This is a genomic window from Pseudomonas sp. GW821-FHT03C07, assembly GCF_059420925.1.
In genome coordinates this window covers 38,340-61,382 of sequence record NZ_JBWKUQ010000022.1, presented here as the reverse complement: position 1 = coordinate 61,382, position 23,043 = coordinate 38,340, and the positions used below count along the sequence as shown (strand labels likewise).

At 60.9% G+C, this 23,043-nt stretch carries 24 protein-coding genes; 13 read left to right on the top strand and 11 right to left on the bottom strand.

The genetic code is table 11. The features are described from left to right. Nucleotides 1–267 precede the first annotated feature (267 nt). Nucleotides 268–489, top strand: a complete 222-nt coding sequence (locus AC07VG_RS28755; protein ID WP_495004024.1) for a transglycosylase SLT domain-containing protein — start codon at nt 268–270, stop codon at nt 487–489. Nucleotides 490–511: 22 nt separating this feature from the next. Here AC07VG_RS28755 and etfB read toward each other — a convergent pair whose 3' ends face one another. From etfB to AC07VG_RS28725, 6 genes are all read right to left on the bottom strand, one after another. Further along, the gene (gene etfB / locus AC07VG_RS28750; RefSeq protein WP_495004023.1) at nt 512–1,282 is read right to left on the bottom strand and encodes an electron transfer flavoprotein subunit beta; all 771 of its coding nucleotides are present in this window, start codon (nt 1,280–1,282) and stop codon (nt 512–514) included. Nucleotides 1,283–1,297: 15 nt separating this feature from the next. Beyond that, a complete protein-coding gene (etfA, locus tag AC07VG_RS28745) occupies nt 1,298–2,518 on the bottom strand; it encodes an electron transfer flavoprotein subunit alpha (protein ID WP_495022299.1) in 1,221 nt (406 codons plus the stop codon). Next, nucleotides 2,518–4,461 carry a dimethylglycine demethylation protein DgcB gene (gene dgcB / locus AC07VG_RS28740; RefSeq protein ID WP_495022298.1) on the bottom strand — a complete coding sequence of 648 codons (1,944 nt, stop codon included), beginning with the start codon at nt 4,459–4,461 and terminating at the stop codon, nt 2,518–2,520. The genes etfA and dgcB overlap by 1 nt, the downstream gene beginning before the upstream one ends. A 276-nt stretch (nt 4,462–4,737) precedes the next feature. Further along, on the bottom strand, nt 4,738–6,798 hold the full coding sequence (gene dgcA / locus AC07VG_RS28735; RefSeq protein ID WP_495004020.1) for a dimethylglycine demethylation protein DgcA: 2,061 nt from the start codon (nt 6,796–6,798) through the stop codon (nt 4,738–4,740). 15 nt (nt 6,799–6,813) lie between these two features. Beyond that, nucleotides 6,814–7,344 (bottom strand): DUF5943 domain-containing protein, encoded by a 531-nt coding sequence (locus AC07VG_RS28730; protein ID WP_100942520.1) that lies wholly within the window; start codon nt 7,342–7,344, stop codon nt 6,814–6,816. Between the two features lie 96 nt (nt 7,345–7,440). Further along, nucleotides 7,441–8,418: a dipeptidase gene (locus AC07VG_RS28725; protein ID WP_495004019.1), complete on the bottom strand. Its 978-nt coding sequence runs from the start codon at nt 8,416–8,418 to the stop codon at nt 7,441–7,443. A gap of 269 nt (nt 8,419–8,687) precedes the next feature. On the opposite strand from AC07VG_RS28725, the gene AC07VG_RS28720 reads away from it, so the two are divergent. The 6 genes from AC07VG_RS28720 to AC07VG_RS28695 all read left to right on the top strand — a co-directional run bounded on the left by AC07VG_RS28720 (nt 8,688) and on the right by AC07VG_RS28695 (nt 11,628). Continuing rightward, entirely contained in the window at nt 8,688–9,089 is a 402-nt protein-coding gene (locus tag AC07VG_RS28720) for a lysozyme inhibitor LprI family protein (RefSeq protein ID WP_495004018.1), read from the top strand. Nucleotides 9,090–9,175: 86 nt separating this feature from the next. After that, nucleotides 9,176–9,952, top strand: coding sequence for a bestrophin-like domain (locus tag AC07VG_RS28715; protein WP_495004017.1), 777 nt, complete (start codon nt 9,176–9,178; stop codon nt 9,950–9,952). Between the two features lie 69 nt (nt 9,953–10,021). After that, nucleotides 10,022–10,507: a hypothetical protein gene (locus AC07VG_RS28710; RefSeq protein WP_495022297.1), complete on the top strand. Its 486-nt coding sequence runs from the start codon at nt 10,022–10,024 to the stop codon at nt 10,505–10,507. A gap of 115 nt (nt 10,508–10,622) precedes the next feature. After that, nucleotides 10,623–10,877 (top strand): type II toxin-antitoxin system RelE family toxin, encoded by a 255-nt coding sequence (locus AC07VG_RS28705; RefSeq protein WP_495004015.1) that lies wholly within the window; start codon nt 10,623–10,625, stop codon nt 10,875–10,877. Further along, complete coding sequence (locus AC07VG_RS28700) at nt 10,861–11,184, top strand: helix-turn-helix domain-containing protein (protein WP_495004014.1); 324 nt, start codon at nt 10,861–10,863, stop codon at nt 11,182–11,184. The genes AC07VG_RS28705 and AC07VG_RS28700 overlap by 17 nt, the downstream gene beginning before the upstream one ends. 27 nt (nt 11,185–11,211) lie before the next feature. Further along, nucleotides 11,212–11,628, top strand: coding sequence for a DUF3010 family protein (locus tag AC07VG_RS28695; RefSeq protein WP_495004013.1), 417 nt, complete (start codon nt 11,212–11,214; stop codon nt 11,626–11,628). A gap of 185 nt (nt 11,629–11,813) precedes the next feature. Here AC07VG_RS28695 and AC07VG_RS28690 read toward each other — a convergent pair whose 3' ends face one another. After that, nucleotides 11,814–12,758 carry a GlxA family transcriptional regulator gene (locus AC07VG_RS28690; RefSeq protein ID WP_495004012.1) on the bottom strand — a complete coding sequence of 315 codons (945 nt, stop codon included), beginning with the start codon at nt 12,756–12,758 and terminating at the stop codon, nt 11,814–11,816. Nucleotides 12,759–12,954: 196 nt separating this feature from the next. Between AC07VG_RS28690 and choX the strand changes: the two genes are divergently transcribed. The 5 genes from choX to AC07VG_RS28665 all read left to right on the top strand — a co-directional run bounded on the left by choX (nt 12,955) and on the right by AC07VG_RS28665 (nt 17,823). Beyond that, nucleotides 12,955–13,899 carry a choline ABC transporter substrate-binding protein gene (choX, locus tag AC07VG_RS28685; protein WP_495004011.1) on the top strand — a complete coding sequence of 315 codons (945 nt, stop codon included), beginning with the start codon at nt 12,955–12,957 and terminating at the stop codon, nt 13,897–13,899. A gap of 72 nt (nt 13,900–13,971) precedes the next feature. Then, the gene (cdhC, locus tag AC07VG_RS28680) at nt 13,972–14,859 is read left to right on the top strand and encodes a 3-dehydrocarnitine:acetyl-CoA trimethylamine transferase CdhC (protein ID WP_248795226.1); all 888 of its coding nucleotides are present in this window, start codon (nt 13,972–13,974) and stop codon (nt 14,857–14,859) included. A gap of 162 nt (nt 14,860–15,021) precedes the next feature. Beyond that, nucleotides 15,022–15,987, top strand: coding sequence for an L-carnitine dehydrogenase (locus AC07VG_RS28675; RefSeq protein ID WP_121135222.1), 966 nt, complete (start codon nt 15,022–15,024; stop codon nt 15,985–15,987). 171 nt (nt 15,988–16,158) lie between these two features. After that, complete coding sequence (locus AC07VG_RS28670) at nt 16,159–16,635, top strand: thioesterase family protein (RefSeq protein WP_495004010.1); 477 nt, start codon at nt 16,159–16,161, stop codon at nt 16,633–16,635. A 24-nt stretch (nt 16,636–16,659) separates the two neighbouring features. Beyond that, the gene (locus tag AC07VG_RS28665) at nt 16,660–17,823 is read left to right on the top strand and encodes a gamma-butyrobetaine dioxygenase (RefSeq protein ID WP_495022296.1); all 1,164 of its coding nucleotides are present in this window, start codon (nt 16,660–16,662) and stop codon (nt 17,821–17,823) included. Between the two features lie 198 nt (nt 17,824–18,021). Here AC07VG_RS28665 and AC07VG_RS28660 read toward each other — a convergent pair whose 3' ends face one another. From AC07VG_RS28660 to AC07VG_RS28650, 3 genes are all read right to left on the bottom strand, one after another. Beyond that, entirely contained in the window at nt 18,022–18,300 is a 279-nt protein-coding gene (locus AC07VG_RS28660) for a hypothetical protein (RefSeq protein WP_495022295.1), read from the bottom strand. Nucleotides 18,301–18,622: 322 nt separating this feature from the next. After that, a complete protein-coding gene (locus AC07VG_RS28655; RefSeq protein WP_495022294.1) occupies nt 18,623–19,222 on the bottom strand; it encodes a hypothetical protein in 600 nt (199 codons plus the stop codon). After that, nucleotides 19,219–20,505 carry an AAA family ATPase gene (locus tag AC07VG_RS28650; RefSeq protein WP_495022293.1) on the bottom strand — a complete coding sequence of 429 codons (1,287 nt, stop codon included), beginning with the start codon at nt 20,503–20,505 and terminating at the stop codon, nt 19,219–19,221. Before AC07VG_RS28650 ends, AC07VG_RS28655 begins: the two co-directional genes overlap by 4 nt. A gap of 477 nt (nt 20,506–20,982) precedes the next feature. On the opposite strand from AC07VG_RS28650, the gene AC07VG_RS28645 reads away from it, so the two are divergent. Further along, nucleotides 20,983–21,246, top strand: a complete 264-nt coding sequence (locus AC07VG_RS28645) for a hypothetical protein (RefSeq protein ID WP_495004006.1) — start codon at nt 20,983–20,985, stop codon at nt 21,244–21,246. Nucleotides 21,247–21,475: 229 nt separating this feature from the next. On the opposite strand, the gene gbdR is transcribed toward AC07VG_RS28645, so the two are convergent. Next, nucleotides 21,476–22,579 (bottom strand): choline metabolism transcriptional regulator GbdR, encoded by a 1,104-nt coding sequence (gbdR, locus tag AC07VG_RS28640; RefSeq protein ID WP_103499851.1) that lies wholly within the window; start codon nt 22,577–22,579, stop codon nt 21,476–21,478. Nucleotides 22,580–23,043 lie beyond the last annotated feature (464 nt).

The following is a 23,043-nucleotide window of genomic DNA, read 5'->3' as shown; positions in this document are numbered from 1 at the left end:
TTGTTAACAAGTCTGCGCCCGAGCGAAACCTGGCAATGCCCTTATCCACATAAAAATTCCAACAAAAACCGTCAGTTAGGCTGATCATTTTTCGTACGAAGGGCTACAGGCGGTGATTTACATGGGCTGCGGCCATGCACGAACACCTTATCCACAGGCCGGCCCACAGTCTCTGTGGACACTTGTTCCTCGGGTGACGGTTTGTGGTTTTACACAGTGGCAAATGACACCCTTGAGCGTACGACTACACTCTGTCCACAACGCGCCATGTTCTTGCAGTGGAGGTGTAGGGAGCCCTGCACCAGTGTCATGGTCGGGGCCTGGATTCTGGCGCAGTTCATTCAGCAGTTGGGTTACGGCTGGCAGGCCGTAGGCGCCTACAACGCCGGCGCCCTGCCGGAGCAAGGCGGCGGACGCGAGCACTATGCGTTGCAGGTGTGGCACTACTACCGTGCATTGTTGGTGCTGTACCGACCGAATCGGCGCTGAACAGGCGGCGCCGGAACCGGCTTCAGCGCAGCACGCCTTCCTCGATCAGCAGCTTGAGAATGGCTTCGGCCCCGGCCTCGGGGCTGACGCCCTTGAGCACCTGCCCACCGCCGCCACTGGCCTTGGCCGTCGCCGCCTTCATCCGGTCGGCGCCGCTCTTGGCCTTGATCACCTTCAAACGCTTGGGCCGTGGCTTGGCCGGTTGCAGCAAGGCGCCGGTGAATAACTCATCCTCCAGCACCTCGACTTCCTCGGCCTGCAGCACGCCACGCTGCGCCGGGCCATAGGCGCTCTGCCGAGGCTTGGGCGCGGCGTTATCCACAGTCGCGAGAAACGGCAGGCGCACTTTCAAGCGGCGCCGCTGCCCGCGTGGCAAGGCTTGCAGCACATGGGCCACGCCGTTTTCGATGGACTCGACCTGGGCCAGGCCCACCACCAGTGGCCAGCCGAGGTTTTCCGCCAGCAGGAACGGCAGCATGCCCGAGCCTTCGCCGGTTTCCGCCTGGCTCCCCGTGAGTACCAACTGAGCCCCGGTATCGCGCAGATAATCGGTCAGGGCCGGCAGCGCATCGGCCCCGGCCGGTTGTTCCAGCACCCGCAACTCGTCCAGGCCCATGCCCAGGTAGGCGCGCAGCGCCGGCTCCGAGACATCGCCGGCATGCACCACCTGCAAGTTATCCCCAGCCAGTTGCAAACCCAGTTCCACCGCGCGGGCATCCTGTTCGGCGCGACGGGCACGACCGGAAGTCGGGTGGGCGCCGATGGAGACCAGGCTGATTACATTCGTACTCATGACGTCATCCCTACCTTAAGCCGCATCGCGCTTGGCGCCGTTGCGGTATGCCGTCACCGCCGCGATCAGGGCGCGGAAGATCTCGCTGCTTTCGCCGATCACCGACAGGTCGGCGCGCTTGATCATGTCGCAACCCGGATCGAGGTTGATCGCCACCACCTTGTCGCAGGCACCGATGCCTTGCAGGTGCTGGATCGCCCCAGAGATCCCCACGGCCACATAGACCCGCGCGGTGACCCAGGTGCCGCTGGCGCCGACCTGACGGTCGCGGGACATGAAGCCATCGTCCACCGCCACCCGTGAAGCGCCTTCGGTGGCGCCCAGGGCCGCGGCCGTTTCGTGGAACAGCTTCCAGTCCTTGACCCCGTTGCCGCCGGAGAAAATAAATTCGGCTTCGGCCATGGGAATCGCCCCCGGGTCCACCGCCACCGCGCCGAGATCCTCGATCCGCGACAAGCTGCGCACCAGGCTTGTGGATAACTCCACGGGCAAGGCTTCATGACGGGTTTCGCTGACCGGCTCGGCGCATTCGGCGGCGGCCAGGATCAAGCGCGCCAATGGTCGTGCCAGGTCCTGCAAGCCAGCACCGGCACGGCCGATGCACTCGTCGCCCTTGACCTGCCAGACCCGCGTGGCCGGGCGTTCGCCCAGGCTCGCGGCCAGGCGCCGGCCCAGTTCGCCACCGCCGCTGCGGCTGTCCGGCAGCAACCAGTGACGGGGATTGAACTGGTTATCCACAGCCCGCAGGCCCTGGACCCGTTGTTCCGGGGAATAGCCGCTGAACTCATTGCCGTCGAGCACCAGCAGGCGGTCGACGCCGGCGGTTTCGAAGGCCGACTCCTTGTGCTCGCCGAAGACCACCGCCAATACCGCACCGTCCTTGCCGGCCATCTGATGGGCCAGACCGAGCAAGTCGCGGTCGTGGCTGCTCAAGCGACCGCCGACCATATCCGGCACCACGCTGATATAGAACGCCGGTTGCGGCACCTGGTGCAGCGGCAGTTGCACTTCGACACTGGCCGAACGCTTGCTCGCGCCGCCCTGCTGGGCGCCGCTGCGGTCGATGCGCTTGATGCCGTTGGGGCCGATAAAACCGACACAATGGACATTCTTGCGGATAAGGCCGTTAGGGCCCATCCAGCTCTGTTGCTGCGGTTGCATGGCCGCGTGCAACGGATGCAGACGGTTACGGGCGATCCACTCGGCGCGAGGGTCGCGGCGGATAATGTCGCTCATCAGTGCACCTCCGCGGGTTCACGCTTGGGGGCTGGTTTGCTGGGTGGCGCTTCTTCAAGCAGGGCGTCGGCCACCAACTCGGCCAGGTCCTTGATCAGGGGACGTGGTTCGACCACGCCTTCGAGCATCGCCGTGCATTGCGGGCAACCGACTGCCACCAGTTCGGCGCCGGTTTCGCGAATGTCATCCATACGCATGTCGGGAATCCGCTGCTTGCCGGGGATATCGGTGATCGGTGCACCGCCACCGCCGCCGCAGCAACGGGAACGGAAACCGGAACGCTGCATTTCCTTGACCTCGATCCCCAGGGCGTGCAGCACGTCACGCGGCGCTTCATACTCGCCGTTGTAGCGGCCGAGGTAGCACGGATCGTGGTAGGTCACGCTGTTGCCTTTGTGCTGCCCGAGGTTCAAGGCACCGGCACCGATCAGCTCAGCCATATAAGTGCTGTGATGCTGCACCTGATAGTTGCCGTCGAAGGCACCGTACTCGTTTTTCAGTACATGGAAACTGTGCGGATCGCAGGTAACGATGCGCTTGAAGCTGTACTTGGCCAGGGTCTGGATATTGCGTTTGGCCAACAGCTGGAAGGTCGCCTCATCGCCCAGGCGCCGGGCCACGTCACCGCTGTCACGCTCTTCCAGGCCGAGTACCGCGAAGTCGACCTTGGCCGCCTTCAGTACTTTGACGAAAGCACGCAGGGTGCGCTGGTTGCGCATGTCGAAGGCACCGTCACCGACCCAGAACAGCACGTCGGTGGTTTTCTTCTCGCTGAGCAGGCTGAGGTTCAGGTCCGCCGCCCAGTTCATCCGCCCGCCCGGGGCGAAACCGCCCGGGTTGTCGGTGGCGATCAGGTTTTCCAGGACTTCGGCGCCCTTGTTCGGGGTCGCGCCTTTTTCCAGGGTCAGGTGACGGCGCATATCGACGATGGCATCGACGTGCTCGATCATCATCGGGCATTCCTCGACGCAGGCCCGGCAGGTGGTGCAAGACCACAGGGTCTCGGCGTCCACCAGGCCATTGACGATCGGTTGGTGCGGATTGCCTGAATGTTCGCCGATGGCTTTTCCAGGGTATGGACTGCCGGCGAAATTCGCGTCGGTGCCGCCGGCCAGGCCGACCACCATGTCCTGGATCAGTTTTTTCGGGTTCAACGGCTGGCCGGCGGCGAACGCCGGGCAGGCGGCTTCACATTTACCGCACTGCACGCAGGCGTCGAAGCCCAACAGTTGGTTCCAGGTGAAGTCCGTGGGTTTCTCCACGCCCAACGGCGCTTTCGGGTCGCTCAGGTCCAGCGGCTTGAGGCCGGTGGAACGGCCGCCGCCGAAGCGTTCGGCGCGACGGTGCCAGGCCAGGTGCAGGGCACCGGCGAAGGCATGCTTCATCGGGCCGCCCCAGGTCATGCCGAAGAGCAGCTCCGACACGCCCCACAGCACACCGATGCCGAGGATCACGGCCATGACCCAGCCACCGAAGTCCTCCGGAAGGATACCGGCCACCGGCAGGGTCACCAGGAAGAACGACGCCGAGAACGCCAGCAGGCTTTTCGGCAGGCGCATCCACGGGCCTTTCGACAAGCGGCTCGGCGGGTTGCGGCGACGCAGGTAGACAAAGATCGCACCGACAAACATCAGCGCCGACATCAGCAGCAAGGCATAGCCGAGGATACGGTTATGCAGGCCGAAGCCGTGCACCAGGATCGCCAGCACGATCGACGCCACCGCGCCGCCGGCCGTGGCGACGTGAGTGTTGGCGATGTATTTGTCCCGCGCCACCACGTGGTGCAGGTCGACCATGTAGCGTTTGGGCATGGCGAAAAGGCCGCCGAGCAGATCGACTTTTGACGCTCGACCGCGACGCCACATGGCTACCCGCCGCAATGCGCCAAGGACAGCAAGGCCCAGGGCGGCGAACAGCAGGATGGGAAGAAGGGTGTTCAACATGGTGCAGCTCCCAAAGACCTCGGGTCTTGCAAGGGTTCATATGCATGCCGGTGAAAGCGATGCACCTACTTGTGATTAAGGGGATCTCCCTGATACCGCTCAGTTAAGGCCAAACGCCTTCCCTGTAGGAGCCTGGCTTGCCAGCGAAGGGGTCCTTGAGACCGCTAAAAGCTTCGCGGGCAAGCCCGGCTCCTACAGGTTATGTGGCGTTTTCGATATCCCATTTCCTTAACTGATGGATCTGCCCCCCTCACCACAGGTGATGGTGTGATGCCGTTAGAAATCCTTGCACAGACGCAGCGCGTCATAGATCGCCGCGTGCGTGTTGCGCTGGGCCACACAGTCGCCGATGCGGAACAGCAGGTAGCCATCGCCCGCCTCGCTCAGCGAAGGCTGCGGCTTGATCGCAAACAGGGCTTCGACATCGATCTGGCCCTTGTTGCGCGAACCTTCCTTGAGCCCGTAGTAGATTTCCTCGTCCGGACGCACGCCGTTCTCCACCACGACCTGGTCGACTACCCGCTCTTCCTTGGCGCCGGTGTATTCGTTCTCCAGCACCGCCACCAGCTTGTCGCCCTCGCGATAGACCTTTTCCAGCATCATATCGCCGGTCATGATCACTTCTTTCGGGTACATGCTGCGGTAGTAAGTCGGGAACGACGTACCGCCAATCGCCACGCCCGGCTTGATATCGTCGGTGACGATTTCCACCTGGCTGCCTTTGTCGGCGAGGAAGTCGGCCACCGACATCCCGGTGAACTCGCAGATGGTGTCGTAGACCAGTACGTTCTTGCCCGGTGCGACCTTGCCATCGAGCACGTCCCAGCTGCTGACCACCAGCCCTTCGGCGGCGCCCCAGTGTTCGTTCTGTTCCAGGTTCGGATGCCCGCCGACGGCCAGCACGACGATATCCGGACGCAGGTCGAGGATAGTCGCCGCGTCAGCAGCGATCCCCAGGCGCAGGTCGACTTTCAGGCGTGCCAGCTCCAGCTGGAACCAGCGGGTGATACCGGCGATCTGGTCACGCTGCGGCGCTTTCGAAGCCGTGGTGATCTGCCCGCCGATGGCGTCCTTCTTCTCGAACAGGGTCACATCGTGCCCGCGTTCGGCGGCCACGCGCGCGGCCTCCATCCCGGCAGGACCGGCACCGACGATCACCACCTTGCGCTTGACCCCGGTGGATTTCTCGATGATGTGCGGCACGCCCATGTATTCACGGGAGGTCGCGGCGTTCTGGATGCAGAGTACGTCCAGGCCCTGGTACTGGCGGTCGATGCAATAGTTGGCACCGACGCATTGCTTGATCTGGTCGATCTGGCCCATCTTGATCTTGGCGATCAGGTGCGGGTCGGCGATATGCGCGCGGGTCATGCCGACCATGTCGACATAACCACCCTCAAGGATGCGGGTAGCCTGGTTCGGGTCCTTGATGTTCTGCGCGTGCAGCACCGGGACCTTGACCACTTCCTTGATCCCGGCCGCCAGGTGCAGGAACGGCTCCGGCGGGAAGCTCATGTTCGGAATCACGTTGGCCAGGGTGTTGTGGGTGTCGCAACCGGAACCGACCACGCCGAGGAAGTCGAGCATACCGGTGTCGTCGTAATACTTGGCGATCTGCTTCATGTCCTCGTGGGACAGGCCGTCCGGGTGGAACTCGTCACCGCAGATACGCATGCCGACGCAGAAATCGTCGCCGACTTCCTTGCGCACGGCCTTGAGCACTTCCAGGCCGAACTTCATCCGGCCTTCGAAGGTACCGCCCCATTCGTCGGTCCGTTTGTTGACCCGCGGGCTCCAGAACTGGTCGATCATATGCTGGTGCACGGCGGACAGTTCGACGCCGTCCAGGCCGCCTTCCTTGGCCCGGCGCGCGGCCTGGGCGTAGTTGCCGATCACCCGCCAGATTTCTTCCGGCTCGATGGTCTTGCAGGTGGCACGGTGAACCGGCTCGCGCACGCCCGACGGCGACATCAGGGTCGGCCAGTTGAAACCGTCCCAACGCGAGCGACGACCCATGTGGGTAATCTGGATCATGATCTTGGCGCCATGCTTGTGCATGGCGTCGGCCAGGTTCTGGAAGTGCGGAATGATGCGGTCGGTGGACAGGTTCACCGAGCTCCACCATTCCTGCGGGCTGTCGATCGCCACCACGGAAGAACCGCCGCAGATCGCCAGGCCGATCCCGCCCTTGGCCTTCTCTTCGTAATAACGGATATAACGTTCGGTGGTCATCCCGCCGTCGGTGGCATACACCTCGGCGTGGGCGGTACTGAGCACGCGGTTGCGGATGGTCAGTTTGCCGATCTGGATCGGCTGGAACATTGCTTCAAAAGCCATGGTGCGATCCTCGACTTACAACGGCTTGACGGTGAACAGGCCATCGTCGTGACCTTCTTCGGAGCCACCGTAGACCTGCTCGGCAACGGTGCGGATCGCGCTGCCGCGAGCGGCCAGGATCTGGTCCATGGCGCCGGCGAACCAGCCGGTGAACATATAGTCGACCTTGCGCCCGACCTTGCCGTAGACGTAGACGAACGCCGAGTGTTCGAGCTTGACGCTGGCGGTGCCTTTGTCGAGGTCGATGTCCTGGATCTTGAACAGGCCCCAGCCGCGTTGCGACAGGCGCTTCATGTAGTGCTCGAACACCGCGACGCCTTCCAGGCCATGGCATTCGGCTTCTTTTTCACACCAGTGCCAGGCGGACTTGTAGCCGGCCTTGTAGAGGATCTCGGCGTAGGCGTCGGCCCCCAGGACTTCTTCGATACCCATGTGGTTGTTGACGAAGAAGTGCCGCGGCACGTAGAGCATCGGCAGGGCATCGGAAGTCCAGACACCGGTTTCGCTGTCGACTTCGATAGGCAGTTGCGGGGCGATTTTAGCCATGGGTAACACTCCAGAATTCATTGATCGCGGCTGGCCGCTTACACCCTGCGCGACCGGCGCGCAGGGTGTGTTGTCAGGTGGGAAAAGACCGCGGCTTTATTCGCCCCAGACGTCCTTGAGGACGGTAACCCAGTTTTCGCCCATGATCTTGCGCACCACGCGCTCAGGGTGACCGCGCTTGAGCAGGGTCTCGGTGAGGTTGGGGAACTCGCCCACGGTGCGGATGCCCAGCGGGTTGATGATCTTGCCGAAACTGGTCAGGCGACGGGCGTAGCCCTTGTCGTGGGTCAGGTATTCGAAAAAGTCCTGGCCATGGCCCTGGGTGAAATCGGTGCCGATGCCGATGGCGTCTTCGCCGACGATGTTCATGGTGTATTCAATGGCTTCGGCGTAGTCGTCGATGGTCGAGTCGATGCCCTTGGCGAGGAACGGCGCGAACATGGTCACGCCGACAAAACCGCCGTGGTCGGCAATGAACTTCAATTCCGCATCCGACTTGTTGCGCGGGTGCTCCTTGAGCCCCGACGGCAGGCAGTGGGAATAGCAAACCGGCTTTTTCGATTCGAGGATGACTTCCTCGGAAGTCTTGGAGCCGACGTGGGACAGGTCGCACATCACCCCGACCCGGTTCATTTCGGCGACGATCTCGCGACCGAAGCCCGACAGGCCACCATCACGCTCGTAGCAACCGGTGCCCACCAGGTTCTGGGTGTTGTAGCACATCTGCACAATGCCGACGCCCAGTTGCTTGAAGATCTCGACATAGCCGATCTGGTCTTCGAAGGCGTGGGCATTCTGGAAGCCGAAGAGGATACCGGTCTTGCCCAGCTCCTTGGCCTTGCGAATGTCCGCAGTGGTGCGTACCGGCATCACCAGGTCGCTGTTCTCGCGGATCAGCTTCTGGCTCGAGGCGATGCTGTTGATGGTGGCCTGGAAGCCCTCCCACACCGACACGGTGCAGTTGGCGGCGGTCAGCCCACCTTTGCGCATGTCCTCGAACAGTTCGCGGCTCCACTTGGCAATGATCAGCCCGTCGATAACGATGCTGTCGGCGTGCAGTTCGGCTGGGCTCATCAGGCGGTCCCCTATTAGCGATTCACGCGCCGAATCGTCTGCCGGCGCTTTGGGATCAGCATATGCCCCGGGGGCGGGAGAGCCGGGTGCAAAAACGACAGGGGAATTGCCGAAAGCGTCAATCCGCGACAAAGGGGCGTTGCCGTGCGGATTTCAGGGTCGTAGGTTTAAGTACTTGTCCATGTACGACTATTCTTTGACGCGGGCTTAAGACAGAATTGCCCTCCATCGCTCTGCCACCTCTTTTGATCAAGAATCGGGACGCCGCAATGAAATCGATTTTCCTGGCTTTGGCGCTTGTCAGCCTGGGGGCCCACGCGGCCGAAGACGCGGACAACTCGCCCTGCGACGCGGTCGAAAACGACCAGCAGACCCTGGAGTGCGCCACCTATAGCAAGAACACCGCCGAGCAATTGCTCAAGGAAAACTTCGAGGCGCTGCTGGAGCGAGTCAAGTCGCAATTTGCCAATGACAAGGCGCAAGTGGCCGACATCACCGGCAAACTGCAGACTGCCCAGCAGCTCTGGACCAAGTCGCGGGATGCCGATTGCGCCATCGCGCCGCTGCCGGCCAAGCCCGGGACCAAGGCCTTCACCATCGACCAGTACGACTGCATCGCGAGCAAGAGCGACGAACGGTCGGAGTTTCTCGAGTCAATTGCCCAGGAATAAGCTGGAACGCCTGTCTACACTGCATCAAGTCCCGTCCTGAATTGGCTGTACAGGCGAGTCGTCGACGATCATCACAGGATTTTCGCATGCGCTCACTTTCAGCCATTCCGTGGTATGCCTTGGCGATTTTCGTCGCCATTGTGCTGTTTATCGAAATAGGCCGGCGGATCGGCGCCCGCCACCTGGCCGTCGACCCCGAGGGTGCGCGAACCGGCATCGGCGCCATCGAAGGCGCGGTCTTCGGCCTGCTGGCACTGTTGATCGCCTTTACCTTTTCCGGCGCGGCCACCCGGCTGGACATCCGCCGCAACCTGATCGTCGAAGAAACCAACGCCATGGGCACCGCCTGGTTGCGCCTCGACCTGATGCCGCCGGCCAGCCAACCGGCCTTGCGCCAGGTATTTCGCGACTATGTCGACGCGCGCATCGCCTACTATCGCGACCTCAATGAAATCGAGCTTTCCAGCCACGACAACCAGCGGGCCAACGCCTTGCAACTGGAGCTCTGGAAACAGACGGTCGCCGCGCTGCCGCAGATGTCGACACCGACGCTGGGCGCCAATCTGCTGCAAGCGCTCAACCAGATGATCGACATCACCACCACCCGCGCCGTGGCGTCGCAAACCCACCCGCCGCTGGTCATCTACCTGATGTTGATCGCCCTGACCCAGATCAGCGCCTTGTTCATCGGTTATGGCATGGCCGGCACGGCCACGCGCAACTGGCTGCACAGCCTGGGTTATGCGCTGGTGATGGTCTGCGTGCTGTATGTGATCCTGGACTTCGAGTTTCCGCGGCTGGGCATTATCCGTGTCGACTACATCGACCAGATCATGCTCGATCTGCGTAAAACCATGGACTGACACACCCTGCACGGGCCGCAGACTGCGACTAGACTGGGGAGTGAACTCACTCATTCAAAAGGAACTTGAATGTACTCTCCTCGAGAAACCGAACGGGACTACCTCTTTACCCGAGGTGTCCTGCTGCTTTTCCTGATTTTCCTGGCCTTTGGCATGGCGGCGTTGTCCAAGAGCGGCGGGCTGCTGTATGCCGCCATCAAGGCCGCGCCACGGGAAGTGACTGGCACCATCACCCAGGTCATCAATACCCGCAAACCGGCCTCTGCGGCGGATATCTACTACGCCTTCGACTACGAACTGGGCCACCGCGGCCAGGGCATTCTCTCGCTGAACACCATGCTGCAGAACCCGACGTACCAGATCGGCGATCCGGTGCAGATCGTCTATTCGGACTGGTTTCCGAGCTTTCACAGCCTGAAGACCGAATTCAGTTTCAAGCGCGCGGACTTCTACATCTTCAGCGCCAGTGTCAGCCTGATCGTGCTGTGTCTCTGCTTGTTGGGCTGGAATTACCGGCAGATGGCCAGGTTTCGTGAGGAGGGTGTCTACTACTGATTGGCTCCTGAATAGCTTGGCCCGCCGACGTAACGTCAGGACAACGTTAATGCGTTGTTCTACGGGAACATATAAGTAAGCATTCGCAATTCTTATAAAAGACTTATATCATCCCATGAATACGATTTTCTGGACCCGAAAGGCGGCCAAGCAGCTTCTGAGATTGCATTCCCGGGATCAGGTCCACATTCGCGACGCGGTGACCGTCCTCAGCGGTCTGCCTGACGTCAGCAACGTCAAGGCGCTGAGTCAGCATGACTATGGCTACCGTATGCGCGTCGGTCGCTACAGGATTCTGTTCGATTGGGAAGGGACGATCAAAGTAGTCAGTATTCAAGAGGTCCAGAAACGCGATGAACGTACCTACTGAAATCCAGATCATCAACGGTGCCGACGGGCGGCCGGCGTTCGTCGTCATCCCCTATGCGCAATACGTGGCGCAGCAGACAGAAACCGATTTGATTCCCCACGAAGTCGTCAGCCGCATCGTCGACGGCGCCACCCCCATTCGCGCGTGGCGTGAATATCTGGACCTGACGCAGGGCGAAGTGGCCAAGCGCCTGGGTATTTCCCAACCGGCTTACGCCCAGCAGGAGTCCGTGAACAAACCTCGCAAGACGACCCGCGAGAAGATTGCCGCGGCCTTCGGCATTAAAGCCCAGCAACTGGAACTCTAAGCCTTCCACTTTTTCCCAAGGACTCCAATGACCCTCTGCGGCATCGAAATCAAAGGCAGCGAAGCCATCTTCGCCATCGCCACCTTGCAGGGCAGCGCCCTTGCGCACGTGGCCGTCGCCATCAAGAAAATCGCCCTGGACGAGGATGACGAAGCCGCCAACGTCAAAGCCTTCGCCGCCCAGGTCAAAGCGTTTATCCAGGACGCGGGCATCGAGCGCATTGCTATCAAGAAGCGCAGCAAGAAAGGCGAATTTGCCGGTGGGCCGACCACTTTCAAGATCGAAGGGATTTTCCAGTTGCTGGAAAACTGTGAGGTGACGCTGCTGTCGCCACAAACCATCAACGCGCAGAACAAGAAGTTCGACTTCGCCCTGCCGGCCACGCTGAACAAGTATCAGCATGAGGCCTACAAGGCGGCCTGTGCGGCGCTAATGAAGAAGTAAGCAGACTTGAACCCATTTCCAAGGCACCGCGAACACTGTGGAAGCTGGCTTGCCGGCGATAGCGGTGGTGAATGTAACATCGCAATCGCCGGCAAGCCGGCTCCCACAAGGACAGCGTTCAGCCTTCCTATCCTGTTTCGCCGAAGCGCCACCCAGGCCGTACACGCCAATGCAACACCCAGCTCCTACGCCTTGATCCCGCGCCGATCCTCCCGCGGACACTGGGCAAACCGCGCCCGGTAGCTGCGGGTGAAATACGACGGTGACTCGAACCCGCTGGCGATGCTCACCTCCAGCACACTCATGTCCGTCTGGCGCAACAACTGTCGCGCCTTCTCCAGCCGCAAGCCCAGATAGAAATTGCTCGGTGTGTCCTTGAGATACAGCCGAAACAATCGCTCCAACTGGCGCCGCGTGACCTTGATCGATTCCGCCAACTCCAGCGTGCTCAACGGCGGCTCCATGTGCTGCTCCATCTCGCCAACCACATGCACCAGCTTCTTGTTGCTGATGCCGTAGCGCGTCGCGATCTGCATGCGCTGGTGGTCCTTGCGCGGGCGGATGCGCCCCAGCACGAACTGCTCGGACACCTGGATCGCCAGTTCCGGGCCGTGGGCCTGGCCGATCAGGTCGAGCATCATGTCGATGGACGCCGTGCCGCCGGCGCAGGTGATCCTCCGGCGGTCGATCTCGAACAGCTCCTGGGTCACTTCCAGCTGTGGATAAGATTCCTTGAAGGCCTCCAGCGCTTCCCAGTGCAGGGTCACCCGGTGCCCTTCCAGCAGGCCGGCCTCGGCCAGCACCACGCTGCCGGTGTCGATGCCACCCAGCGTCACGCCTTCATGATCCAGGCGCCGCAGCCAGTGCGCCAACGTTGGGGTGACGAACTTCAGCGGCTCGAAACCGGCCACCACCAACAGCGTCGTACCCTTCTTCAACGGTTCCAGCGCTGCATCGGCGTTGACCGACATGCCGTTGCTCGCCAGCACCGCTCCACCGTCCGCACTCAATACGTGCCAACGATACAACTCGCCGCGAAAGCGATTAGCCACCCGCAGGGGCTCGATCGCCGAGATAAAGCCCATCGCCGAAAAACCCGGCATCAACAAGAAATAGAAATCCTGGGACATGAAGCGCGCTCGCAAGACGGGTAGCGTTCCTGACGTGATACGCCAGTTGCACGAAGGCCACAAGAGCACAGGTCGCTGCTGTGCAAGAGTCAGTCGCCGCTGTGCGTTTTCAGCAACGCCCGGCTGCGTAACGTGGCATCACCGGCGCACGAAAGACACCGGAACCGACAATAATCGACCTGCCGAGGAAACCATCATGAAACGACTGATCAGCCGCTGTGCGCTTGCACTCACCGGTACCGCGCTCCTGAGCACAGGGGTCATGGCCGCGGAGCAAGCCTCCTGCCAGAACGTTCGCCTCGGTGTGGTCAACTGGACCGATGTCATGGCCACCAGCGCCATGACCCAGGTACTGCTCGATGGCCTGGGCTATCAGGTCAAGCAGACCAGCGCGTCCCAGCAGATCATCTTCGCCGGCATCCGCGACCAGCGCCTGGACATGTTCCTCGGCTACTGGAACCCGCTGATGACCCAGACCATCACCCCGTTCGTCGACGCCAAGCAGGTCAAGGTCCTGGCCGAACCAAGCCTCAAGGATGCCCGCGCGACCCTGGCCGTGCCCACCTACCTGGCCGACAAGGGCCTGAAGACCTTCGCCGACATCGCCAAGTTCGAGAAAGAACTGGGCGGCAAGATCTACGGCATTGAGCCCGGCTCAGGCGCCAACACCCAGATCAAGGAAATGATCGCCAAGAACCAGTTCGGCCTGGGCAAGTTCCAACTGGTGGAATCCAGTGAGGCCGCCATGCTCTCGGCGGTGGATCGCGCCGTGCGCCGCAAGGAAGCCGTGGTGTTCTTCGGCTGGGCGCCGCACCCAATGAACGTCAACGTGCAGATGACCTACCTCACCGGTAGCGAAAACGCCCTGGGCCCGAACGAAGGCATGGCCACCGTCTGGACCGTTACCGCGCCGAGCTACGCCGAACAATGCCCGAACGTGAACAAGCTGCTGAGCAACCTGACCTTCAGCGCCGCCGACGAGAGCCGCATGATGCAACCGCTGCTCGACCACAAGGACGCGCTCGAGTCGGCCAAGCAGTGGCTCAAGGATCACCCACAAGACAAGGCCCGCTGGCTGGAAGGGGTGACCACCTTCGATGGCAAGCCAGCCGCCGACAACCTGCAATTGACCAGCCAATAAACCACCGAAAATCGCACCCGCAGCCCTCGATGGCTGCGGTGTGAACCACCACGCCTGTAAGGAACCCGCACCATGAACCACGACGTCATCATCACCTGCGCACTCACCGGTGCTGGCGACACGACCGGCAGAAGCCCCCACGTTCCGGTCACGCCCAAACAGATCGCGGCCGCCGCCGTGGAAGCGGCCAAGGCCGGTGCCACCGTGGTTCATTGCCACGTACGCAATCCCGAAACCGGCAAGTTCAGTCGCGACGTGGCGCTGTATCGCGAAGTGATGGAGCGTATCCGCGAAGCCGACGTGGACATCATCGTCAACCTCACCGCCGGCATGGGCGGCGACCTGGAAATCGGTGCCGGCGAGAACCCCATGGAGTTCGGCCCGAACACCGACCTGGTCGGTCCGCTGACCCGTCTGGCCCATGTCGAGGCATTGCTGCCGGAAATCTGCACCCTGGACTGCGGCACCCTGAATTTCGGCGACGGCGACACCATCTACGTCTCCACCCCGGCGCAACTGCGCGCTGGCGCCAAACGTATTCAAGAGCTGGGCGTGAAAGCCGAGCTGGAAATCTTCGACACCGGTCACCTGTGGTTCGCCAAACAGCTGATCAAGGAAGGCCTGCTGGACGATCCGTTGTTCCAGCTGTGCCTGGGTATCCCGTGGGGCGCTCCGGCGGACACCACCACCATGAAGGCCATGGTCGACAACCTGCCGGCGGGCGCGGTCTGGGCCGGTTTCGGTATCGGCCGCATGCAAATGCCGATGGCCGCGCAAGCGGTGCTGCTGGGCGGTAACGTGCGGGTCGGCCTGGAAGACAACCTGTGGCTGGACAAGGGCGTGCTGGCGACCAACGGTCAGTTGGTCGAGCGCGCCGCGGAAATCCTCAGCCGCCTCGGTGCCCGCGTCCTGACCCCGGCCGAAGGGCGAGTGAAGATGGGCCTGACCAAGCGCGGTTGATCCCCCGTACAACCCTCAACTGTAGGAGCGAGCTTGCTCGCGATGGGCGTCAACGATGACACGGGGTGCCTGATACCCCGCATTGCCTGAGCCACCCCCGCGAGCAATCGAGCGTCGACCGGCTGCGCCTACAGGAATTGCGAACCTCTTTAGGACATCACCATGAGCTTTATCACCGAAATCAAAACCTTCGCCGCCCTGGGCAGCGGTGTCATCGGCAGCGGCTGGGTCTCCCGCGCCCTCGCCCACGGCCTCGATGTGATCGCCTGGGACCCGGCGCCCGGCGCCGAAGCGGCCCTGCGCAAGCGCGTCGCCAATGCCTGGGGCGCCCTGGAAAAACAAGGCCTGGCCCCGGGTGCTTCGCAAGACCGCCTGCGCTTTGTCGCGACTATCGAAGAGTGCGTGAAAGACGCCGACTTTATCCAGGAAAGCGCCCCGGAGCGCCTGGAGCTGAAACTCGAACTGCACGGCAAGATCAGCGCCGCGGCCAAGCCCAATGCCCTGATCGGCTCCAGTACCTCGGGCCTGTTGCCCAGCGAATTCTACGAAGGCGCCACCCACCCGGAGCGCTGCGTGGTCGGTCACCCATTCAACCCGGTGTACCTGCTGCCGCTGGTGGAAGTGGTCGGCGGCAAGAACACCGCCCCTGAAGCCGTGCAAGCGGCGATGAAAGTCTATGAATCCCTTGGCATGCGCCCACTGCACGTGCGCAAGGAAGTCCCGGGCTTTATCGCCGATCGCCTGCTCGAAGCGCTGTGGCGCGAGGCGCTGCACCTGGTCAACGACGGCGTCGCCACCACTGGCGAAATCGACGATGCGATCCGCTTTGGCGCCGGCCTGCGCTGGTCGTTCATGGGCACCTTCCTGACCTATACCCTGGCGGGCGGCGATGCGGGTATGCGGCACTTCATGGCCCAGTTCGGCCCGGCACTGCAATTGCCGTGGACCTACCTGCCGGCACCGGAGCTGACCGACAAGCTGATCGACGATGTGGTCGACGGGACCAGCGATCAGTTGGGCAAACACAGCATCTCGGCCCTGGAACGCTATCGCGACGATTGCCTGCTGGCGGTGCTGGAGGCGGTGAAAACCACCAAGGCCAAGCACGGTATGAGTTTCAGCGAGTAAGTTTACTGGTGTCTGGACGGGCTCCTTCGCGGGCAAGCTCCGCTCCCACAAGGTCCGAGTCGTTCGCACATTTTGTGTACGGTGAAAAACTGTGGGAGCGGAGCTTGCCCGCGAAGGCGGTCTGACAGACACCCCTCATTCGTGATCTGTTCACCTCTTCGGACATCCACCATGCCCACCCTCACCACCTACACCAGCGAAGTCATCCCCGACTGGGTCGACTACAACGGTCACCTGCGCGACGCCTTCTACCTGCTGATCTTCAGCTACGCCACCGACGCCCTGATGCTGCGCCTGGGCATGGACAGCGACAACCGCGAAGCCACCGGCAGCTCGTTGTTTACCCTCGAACTGCACCTCAACTACCTGCACGAAGTCAAACTCGGCGCCCAGGTCGAAGTGCGCACCCAGATCATCGGCCACGACGCCAAACGCCTGCACCTCTACCACAGCCTGCATCTGGTGGGCGGCGACAAGGAACTGGCCGGCAACGAGCAAATGCTGCTGCACGTCGACCTCGCCGGCCCGCGCTCGGCACCTTTCAGCGACGCCGTGCTGGAAAAACTGCAAGCCATCCTCGAAGACCAGAGCGACCTGCCGCCCCCGGAATACATTGGCCGCGTGATTGGATTGCCTGCGAAAAAATAAGAATCCACCGAAAAGGAGCTCACCGTGAACACCGCCGCCGCGTTTGCCGATTTCCGCAGTTACCCGCTGATCAGTGCCCTGACCGCCGCGCATCCGCTGGCGGATCGCATCGAGGTGTATTGGGCGGATGCTCGTATCAGTCCGTACCATCACGTGTGGCTACGGGACAACTGCCCGTGCCCGCAATGCGTGTACACGGTAACCCGTGAGCAAGTGCTGGAAATCGTCGATGTGCCTGAGGACCTGGCACCCGCCGCCATCCGTATCGACGACGGCGGCTGCCTGTGCATCGACTGGCGGGACGGTCACGCCAGCCGCTTCGACCCGGGCTGGCTGCGGGCGCATGCCTATGACGACGAGTCGCGCATCGAACGCCAGGCCGGCAAACCGAAAAGCCGGCTGTGGACCAGTAGCCTGGAGTTGCCGGTATTCGAGTTCGCCGCCCTCAAGGAAGACCCGAAAACCTTGCTGCACTGGTTATTGGCCTTGCGCGACACCGGCCTGACCCAAGTCCGCGGCGTACCGACCGAGCCTGGCTCGCTGGCCGAAGTGGCCAAGCTGATCTCGTTTATCCGCCAGACCAATTTCGGCGTGCTATTCAACGTGCAATCCAAGGCCGATGCCGACAGCAACGCCTACACCGCCTTCAATCTGCCGTTGCACAGCGACCTGCCGACCCGCGAGCTGCAACCGGGCCTGCAATTCCTGCATTGCCTGGTGAATGATGCCGAGGGTGGCGAGAGCATTTTCGTCGATGGCTTTGCCATTGCCGATGCACTGCGCCGGGAAGAACCGGCGGCGTTCCGCGCCCTGAGCGAAATCCCCGTGGAGTTCCGCAACAAGGACCGACACAGCGACTATCGCTGCCTGGCACCGGTCATCGCGCTGGACAGTACCGGGCAGGTCAGCGAGATCCGCATGGCCAACTTCCTGCGGGGCCCGTTCGAGGCGTCGGTGGAACAGATGCCGGTGCTGTACGGCGCCTATCGACGCTTTATCGCCATGACCCGCGAAGCGCGCTTCCGGATCATGCAGCGGCTCAACCCGGGCGAACTCTGGTGCTTCGATAACCGCCGTACCCTGCACGCGCGCAATGCCTTCGACCCGGCCACCGGGGCACGGCATTTCCAAGGGTGCTATATCGATAGGGATGAGTTGTTGTCGCGGATATTGGTGTTGCAGCGCTGAGGGCTGAGGAGGTCTGGCCCCGGGACAATCTCAAGTCGAACTATTTTTGTGGCCAGCGGGGTATCAGATACCCCGCGTTATCGTTAACGACCATCACGAGCAAGCTTGCTCCTACAGTTTTGTGTCGGGCGCCAATATTGCGCACGCCGCGAAATTGTAGGAGCAAGCTTGCTCGCGATGAACGATAACGCGGTCTGCCTATTGAGTCCGATCCGGCTGTTTCATTACCCGCTGCTCCACCACTTCCAGCACTTCGCAACCATCATCGAGCAACATGTAAATAACCTCCAGTGCATGTAGGGCGTCCTTCTCATCCAGATTGCTGATCGTGGCACAAGTCAGTGTTTGCGAAAGATCGCGGGCGCCACGCAGGCGGCGACTGGCGAACGCACATAGGTCGCGCAGGGGGGCATTGGGATTGAAAAACAGGACGGGGGTTTCGGTGGTGTTGGATTGAAATGCAATGAAGTTCGTCATGAATGGCTCCGTTTCATAATGGAACCACTACCGTCAGCCGCGATGCTGATTGGGTGGCAGCTGCGCAAGGGTTCGCGGACCGGAAACGGAACCTACCGGCACACCCGAAGGTGTCCCTCGCACAGCCGCCATAACGCAGGTGCTGGGCAGCCAATCGCCATCAGTATCATGGCGATTGTGTGGTTCCGTAAATGGACCGCGACGTCCAGTCATTGAATTGGCAATGACTGGAGGGACTATAGAGACGTCGCACAGCCATGCGCAAGCGTACCGGAGAGGAGTTGTTTAAGCAGATACTTCAGAATGCTCGATGGTAAACATCCTACCGCTCGGCATGATTCAGGTCAGTTTCCAGAGCCTCTTTCTTCTCGACTGCCGCAGCAATGAGCGGAGCCATCTCACGCAGTATTTCCAAGTCCAGCCCCCGTTCATAAAGGCTTAGCCATTTACGCCGCACACGCAACACTCTCTCATCGTCGCGAATCGGCAACTGCCGCAAGGTATTGGCTGCCCGCTCCCGATACTCTTCTGGGATTGCATCAGTAGCGACTAACTGCAATGACGGCAAAAGGATTTCGAACCACCCCTCGCCGACTTCGAATGGATCAAGCAGGTCAGCAGATTTTTGCTTGCTCTTGGCGCTATTGATCCAGCCATCGACGTAACGATAATTGGACCATTGATAAGCCAGCGTCGGGTCTTCATTCCAGCTGATACTGTGGTCCACCGTACCGCTGGTAAGGTAAACCGCCGCATAACCACAGCGCTCCATGAAACCGGCAGCAAGTTCCAATCGAAAAGGCGACCATAAATCCCGAGGGCGTTTTGCGTCAGGGTTATCCAGCAGCCAGGCATTACCTTTCTGCCGACAACTCTTATCAAACGCCTTGGGCTCGACGATAGGACTGGCAACCGGAATCATTTGCGAGGAGCCTTTGATCCAGAGGTTAGTTTGCCCTGGGAAACGATCCAGCGAGGCCAGAAATCGTCCATTCCAGGAAGCACCCTGAGCAGCTCGTTATGAATGGCTTGCGGGGTCTGGAGATGAGCTGGCAGAACACCCTTGTCATCCCGCATCCAGGCTTCGGCAGCCTCAATGGCTTCCTCAGCCGCCACGGACCGAGCCTGCTGCAAGCCAAAGGCATCGGACACCAGCCAATTGACCACATCCCCCTGTTTGGACCAGACCTCTTTCACAATCCGAGCTTGCCCCGCTTCCATGTGAATGTTGAAGACGGCGTCCTCTTCCTCAATGAACTCCGGCTCAGCAGAAGCCAAAACCAATGGCGAATGCGTGGCCACAATCAATTGAACCGCGACCTCTTCGCCGGTCATTGCCCGCATGACCTTGAGCAGCGCGGGGACAATTCGGCGCTGCCATTGGGGATGAAGATGGCACTCGACCTCATCAATCAGAAAAATGATTTCTTTGGCTGGTGGTTTTCTGAGCTCTTGGCTTGCGTGCTTGTGACCGTTCCATGTCCACACCAGCATATAAGCCAGGGCAGCAATACGGCGCATGCCCGCAGAAGCATGAATCAGCGGCACATCCTGTCCATAGGCCATTTGTAACGTCGGATAACGGGTCTGATCCAGTTTGCCTATTCGACGCGGCTTCCCCGGTATGAGTTTCTCGACACCTGAGGGTGATAGGGCATCAAGCGCTCTGGTCAGCTCACCGAAAGAAGGATCGTCTACCTCCTGCTGCCAACTCACCCAATCATGAATCAGTCCATTGCAGATATTGGTACCTTCTTCGGATATAGCGCCGTTCCAGACCTGTTCGGGAGAAAAGTTAAAGGCTCGGATCTTTTCTTCCGTACTGGACTCATCGTTCCAGTAGTTACGAGCGGGGTCCCAAGCTGAAAAACTCCCGTCGACCCCAGCATAAATGACAACCCCTGGAATCGGAGGACGGGCCTTTGGCTGAGGCCATGCTCCATTCTTGAAGACTATCTCGCCCTCTTTATTCCCAGCAGTCACTTTGCTGAATGCAAAACCAATGCTCGGGTTCTCGGAGGAATGCTGTGGAGCAGCCGCAACGCCTCTGGCCCAGGTCCGAGTCAGGACCCACCAAGCCGTATCCAACAAAAAACTTTTACCCAGCCCATTGTCGCCCGTGATGAAGTTGAGACGTGGAGCGAACTCAACAGGGCCGAACGTTTCAGCTGGCCCGACCCCCTTGAGAGACAAACGCTTGAGCATTTTTTACCTTCCGTTTTGCCCAGAGGACCAAGGTCAGACCTGAACGGCCGAGCTCGGCGTATGCAATCAACCCTTGTTCACCTCGTCGGGCGAACAGGCATTGAGCATATAGGCATTCCTGTAATTTGAATGAGCGCAATGCTAATGCCAAACAACCGCCAGTAGCTATCCCCGGTCTGTCACAGATAGAGGATCGCAGGACTGCGTAGCGCTCCAGGCGAATTAAAGGCAAAAAAAACCCCGATCAAGCCGTGACAGGATCGGGGTGAGAGAGTGTGTCCGCAGAGATCCGGGCCGAGGGTGACCAAACCGTCGACAGGTCTACTGGTACTCAGTGTGCTCGCTTGCCCGGCCCGCGAGTTAGCCGAAAACGACCTGTTCATAGGTATCAGAGCCACTCGGGCAATCGGCTCTTGCCGACACCGCGAAGGGCTACCAGAATCGAAGCACGATCACATCGGAACAAGGACCAGCGCCATGATGTACGCGGATTTGATTGACCAGGAAGACCTGTTGGGCCAGCTCAAATCCCTCGGCCTGCAAGTGCCGAGCGGTGCCACCGCTGAGCAAGCCTGCGAATGTGCGGTGCGCGGCCTGGACGATGCCCGGGCCTATGAGCTACGCAAGATGGTCAAGGATATGTACACCAGCAGCGCGACGATTCTGCCGGCCGTGCGCCAGGCGATAGACAAGCAGTTGTTGCCGGCGTTGGCGCAGTATCAGCAGAGCCGCCCGGCCTGATTCAGGAACGGCGGCTGGCCAATTGAAAACACAACGAAACCTGTAGGAGCCGGCTTGCTGGCGATAGCGGTGATGAATGTCACATCGCAATCGCCAGCAAGCTAGCTCCTACAGGTACGGTGTTTCACCGCAAAATACCGTCAAGCCCAGGTGCCCACAGGTACGGTGTTTCACCGAAAAATATCGTCAAGCCCAGGCCCCTGCGAGCCCCTGTTGCCAAGTGGCTCGATCAGAGCCTCACACTGGCAAACGTCGATTCATTACGCGCTTGGCTCAACGCCGACATCGGCCCGGACAACGGCGCCAATACCAACGCCTGCGGAATCGGCATCATTGCCACCTGCTGCGTAGTATTAGAACCAACACGCTCGTCACGCGGCGGAATACCGAAGTACTCGCGGTAGCATTTGGAGAAGTGCGGCGTCGAAACAAACCCGCACACCGATGCCACTTCGATAATCGACATCGGCGTCTGCTTGAGCAACTGCCGCGCCCGAATCAAGCGCAGCTTCAGGTAGTAACGCGACGGCGAACAATGCAGGTACTTCTGGAACAACCGCTCCAGCTGTCGACGGGACACGGCGACATAAACCGCTAGCTCGTCCAGGTCGATCGGCTCTTCCAGGTTGGCTTCCATCAGCGCCACGATTTCCTGCAACTTCGGCTGGTTGGTGCCGAGCATGTGCTTGAGCGGCACACGCTGGTGATCCTGTTCATTACGGATACGCTCGTAGACGAACATTTCCGAAATCGCCGCCGACAACTCACGGCCATGGTCACGGCTGATCAGGTGCAACATCATGTCCAACGGCGCGGTGCCGCCAGAGCTGGTGAAGCGGTTACGGTCGAGGGTGAACAGGCGAGTACTCATGGCCACGCGCGGGAAAGCTTCCTGCATCGAAGCCAGACACTCCCAGTGCACGCTGCAATCAAAACCGTCGAGCAACCCGGCGCAGGCCAGGGCCCAACTGCCGGTGCACACGGCGCCGAGGCGGCGCGACTGGCGGGCCTGGCTCTGCAACCAGGAGACGTGTTCACGGGTTACGGTGCGCTGAATGCCGATACCACCGCAGACAATCACGGTGTCCATGGCCGGCGCTTTGTGCATGGAGGCGTCAGGCGTGATCTGCAGACCGTCGCTGGCCCAGACCTGTCCGCCGTCGACGCTCAGGGTCGTCCAGCGATACAGCTCGCGACCGGACAATTGGTTGGCCATCCGTAGGGGTTCTACGGCGGAAGCCAGGGAAATGAGCGTGAAATTGTCCAGCAGCAGGAAGCCGATGGATTGAGGCGCACGGTTCTGGGGTTGAGCCCCGGGCTGGAACGACGTCATCGCGATATCTCCTCACACAAAGCGGGTGATGGCCTCAGGCGGAGGCTCTTGTTATGGCCCTCATTCTCTCGCGGAGCAGGGCTTTGCAATGACAGAGCAATTGCCATGCCGAAAGTTGAATGGGTATTCAATAACTCCTGAAAACGACATCGCGATGTGTCTATATAGCCCCCGCCATGGGTGCAGGTTATAAGGCCCGGGAAAGCTCTGTAAGCGCCCTGGCAAGGTGCCTTGAGCACTTCGGTAGCACTTGTGTGCTGGGCGCTGAGCAGCGCCAGGAAGGAGTGTCACCGCAAGCACAGTCGACAGACGGTAATCGGGTAAAAACAGGTCGTTGCGAAGGGTTGCCAGTTATCTGTTTGCGACGCGCCAAAAGGTGGCGCGTCATGGGGTGAATGGGCGATTTGTGCACAGGTTTCATTCTGTGCTGTCTGGGCTGACGTCTTCGCGGGCAAGCTCCGCTG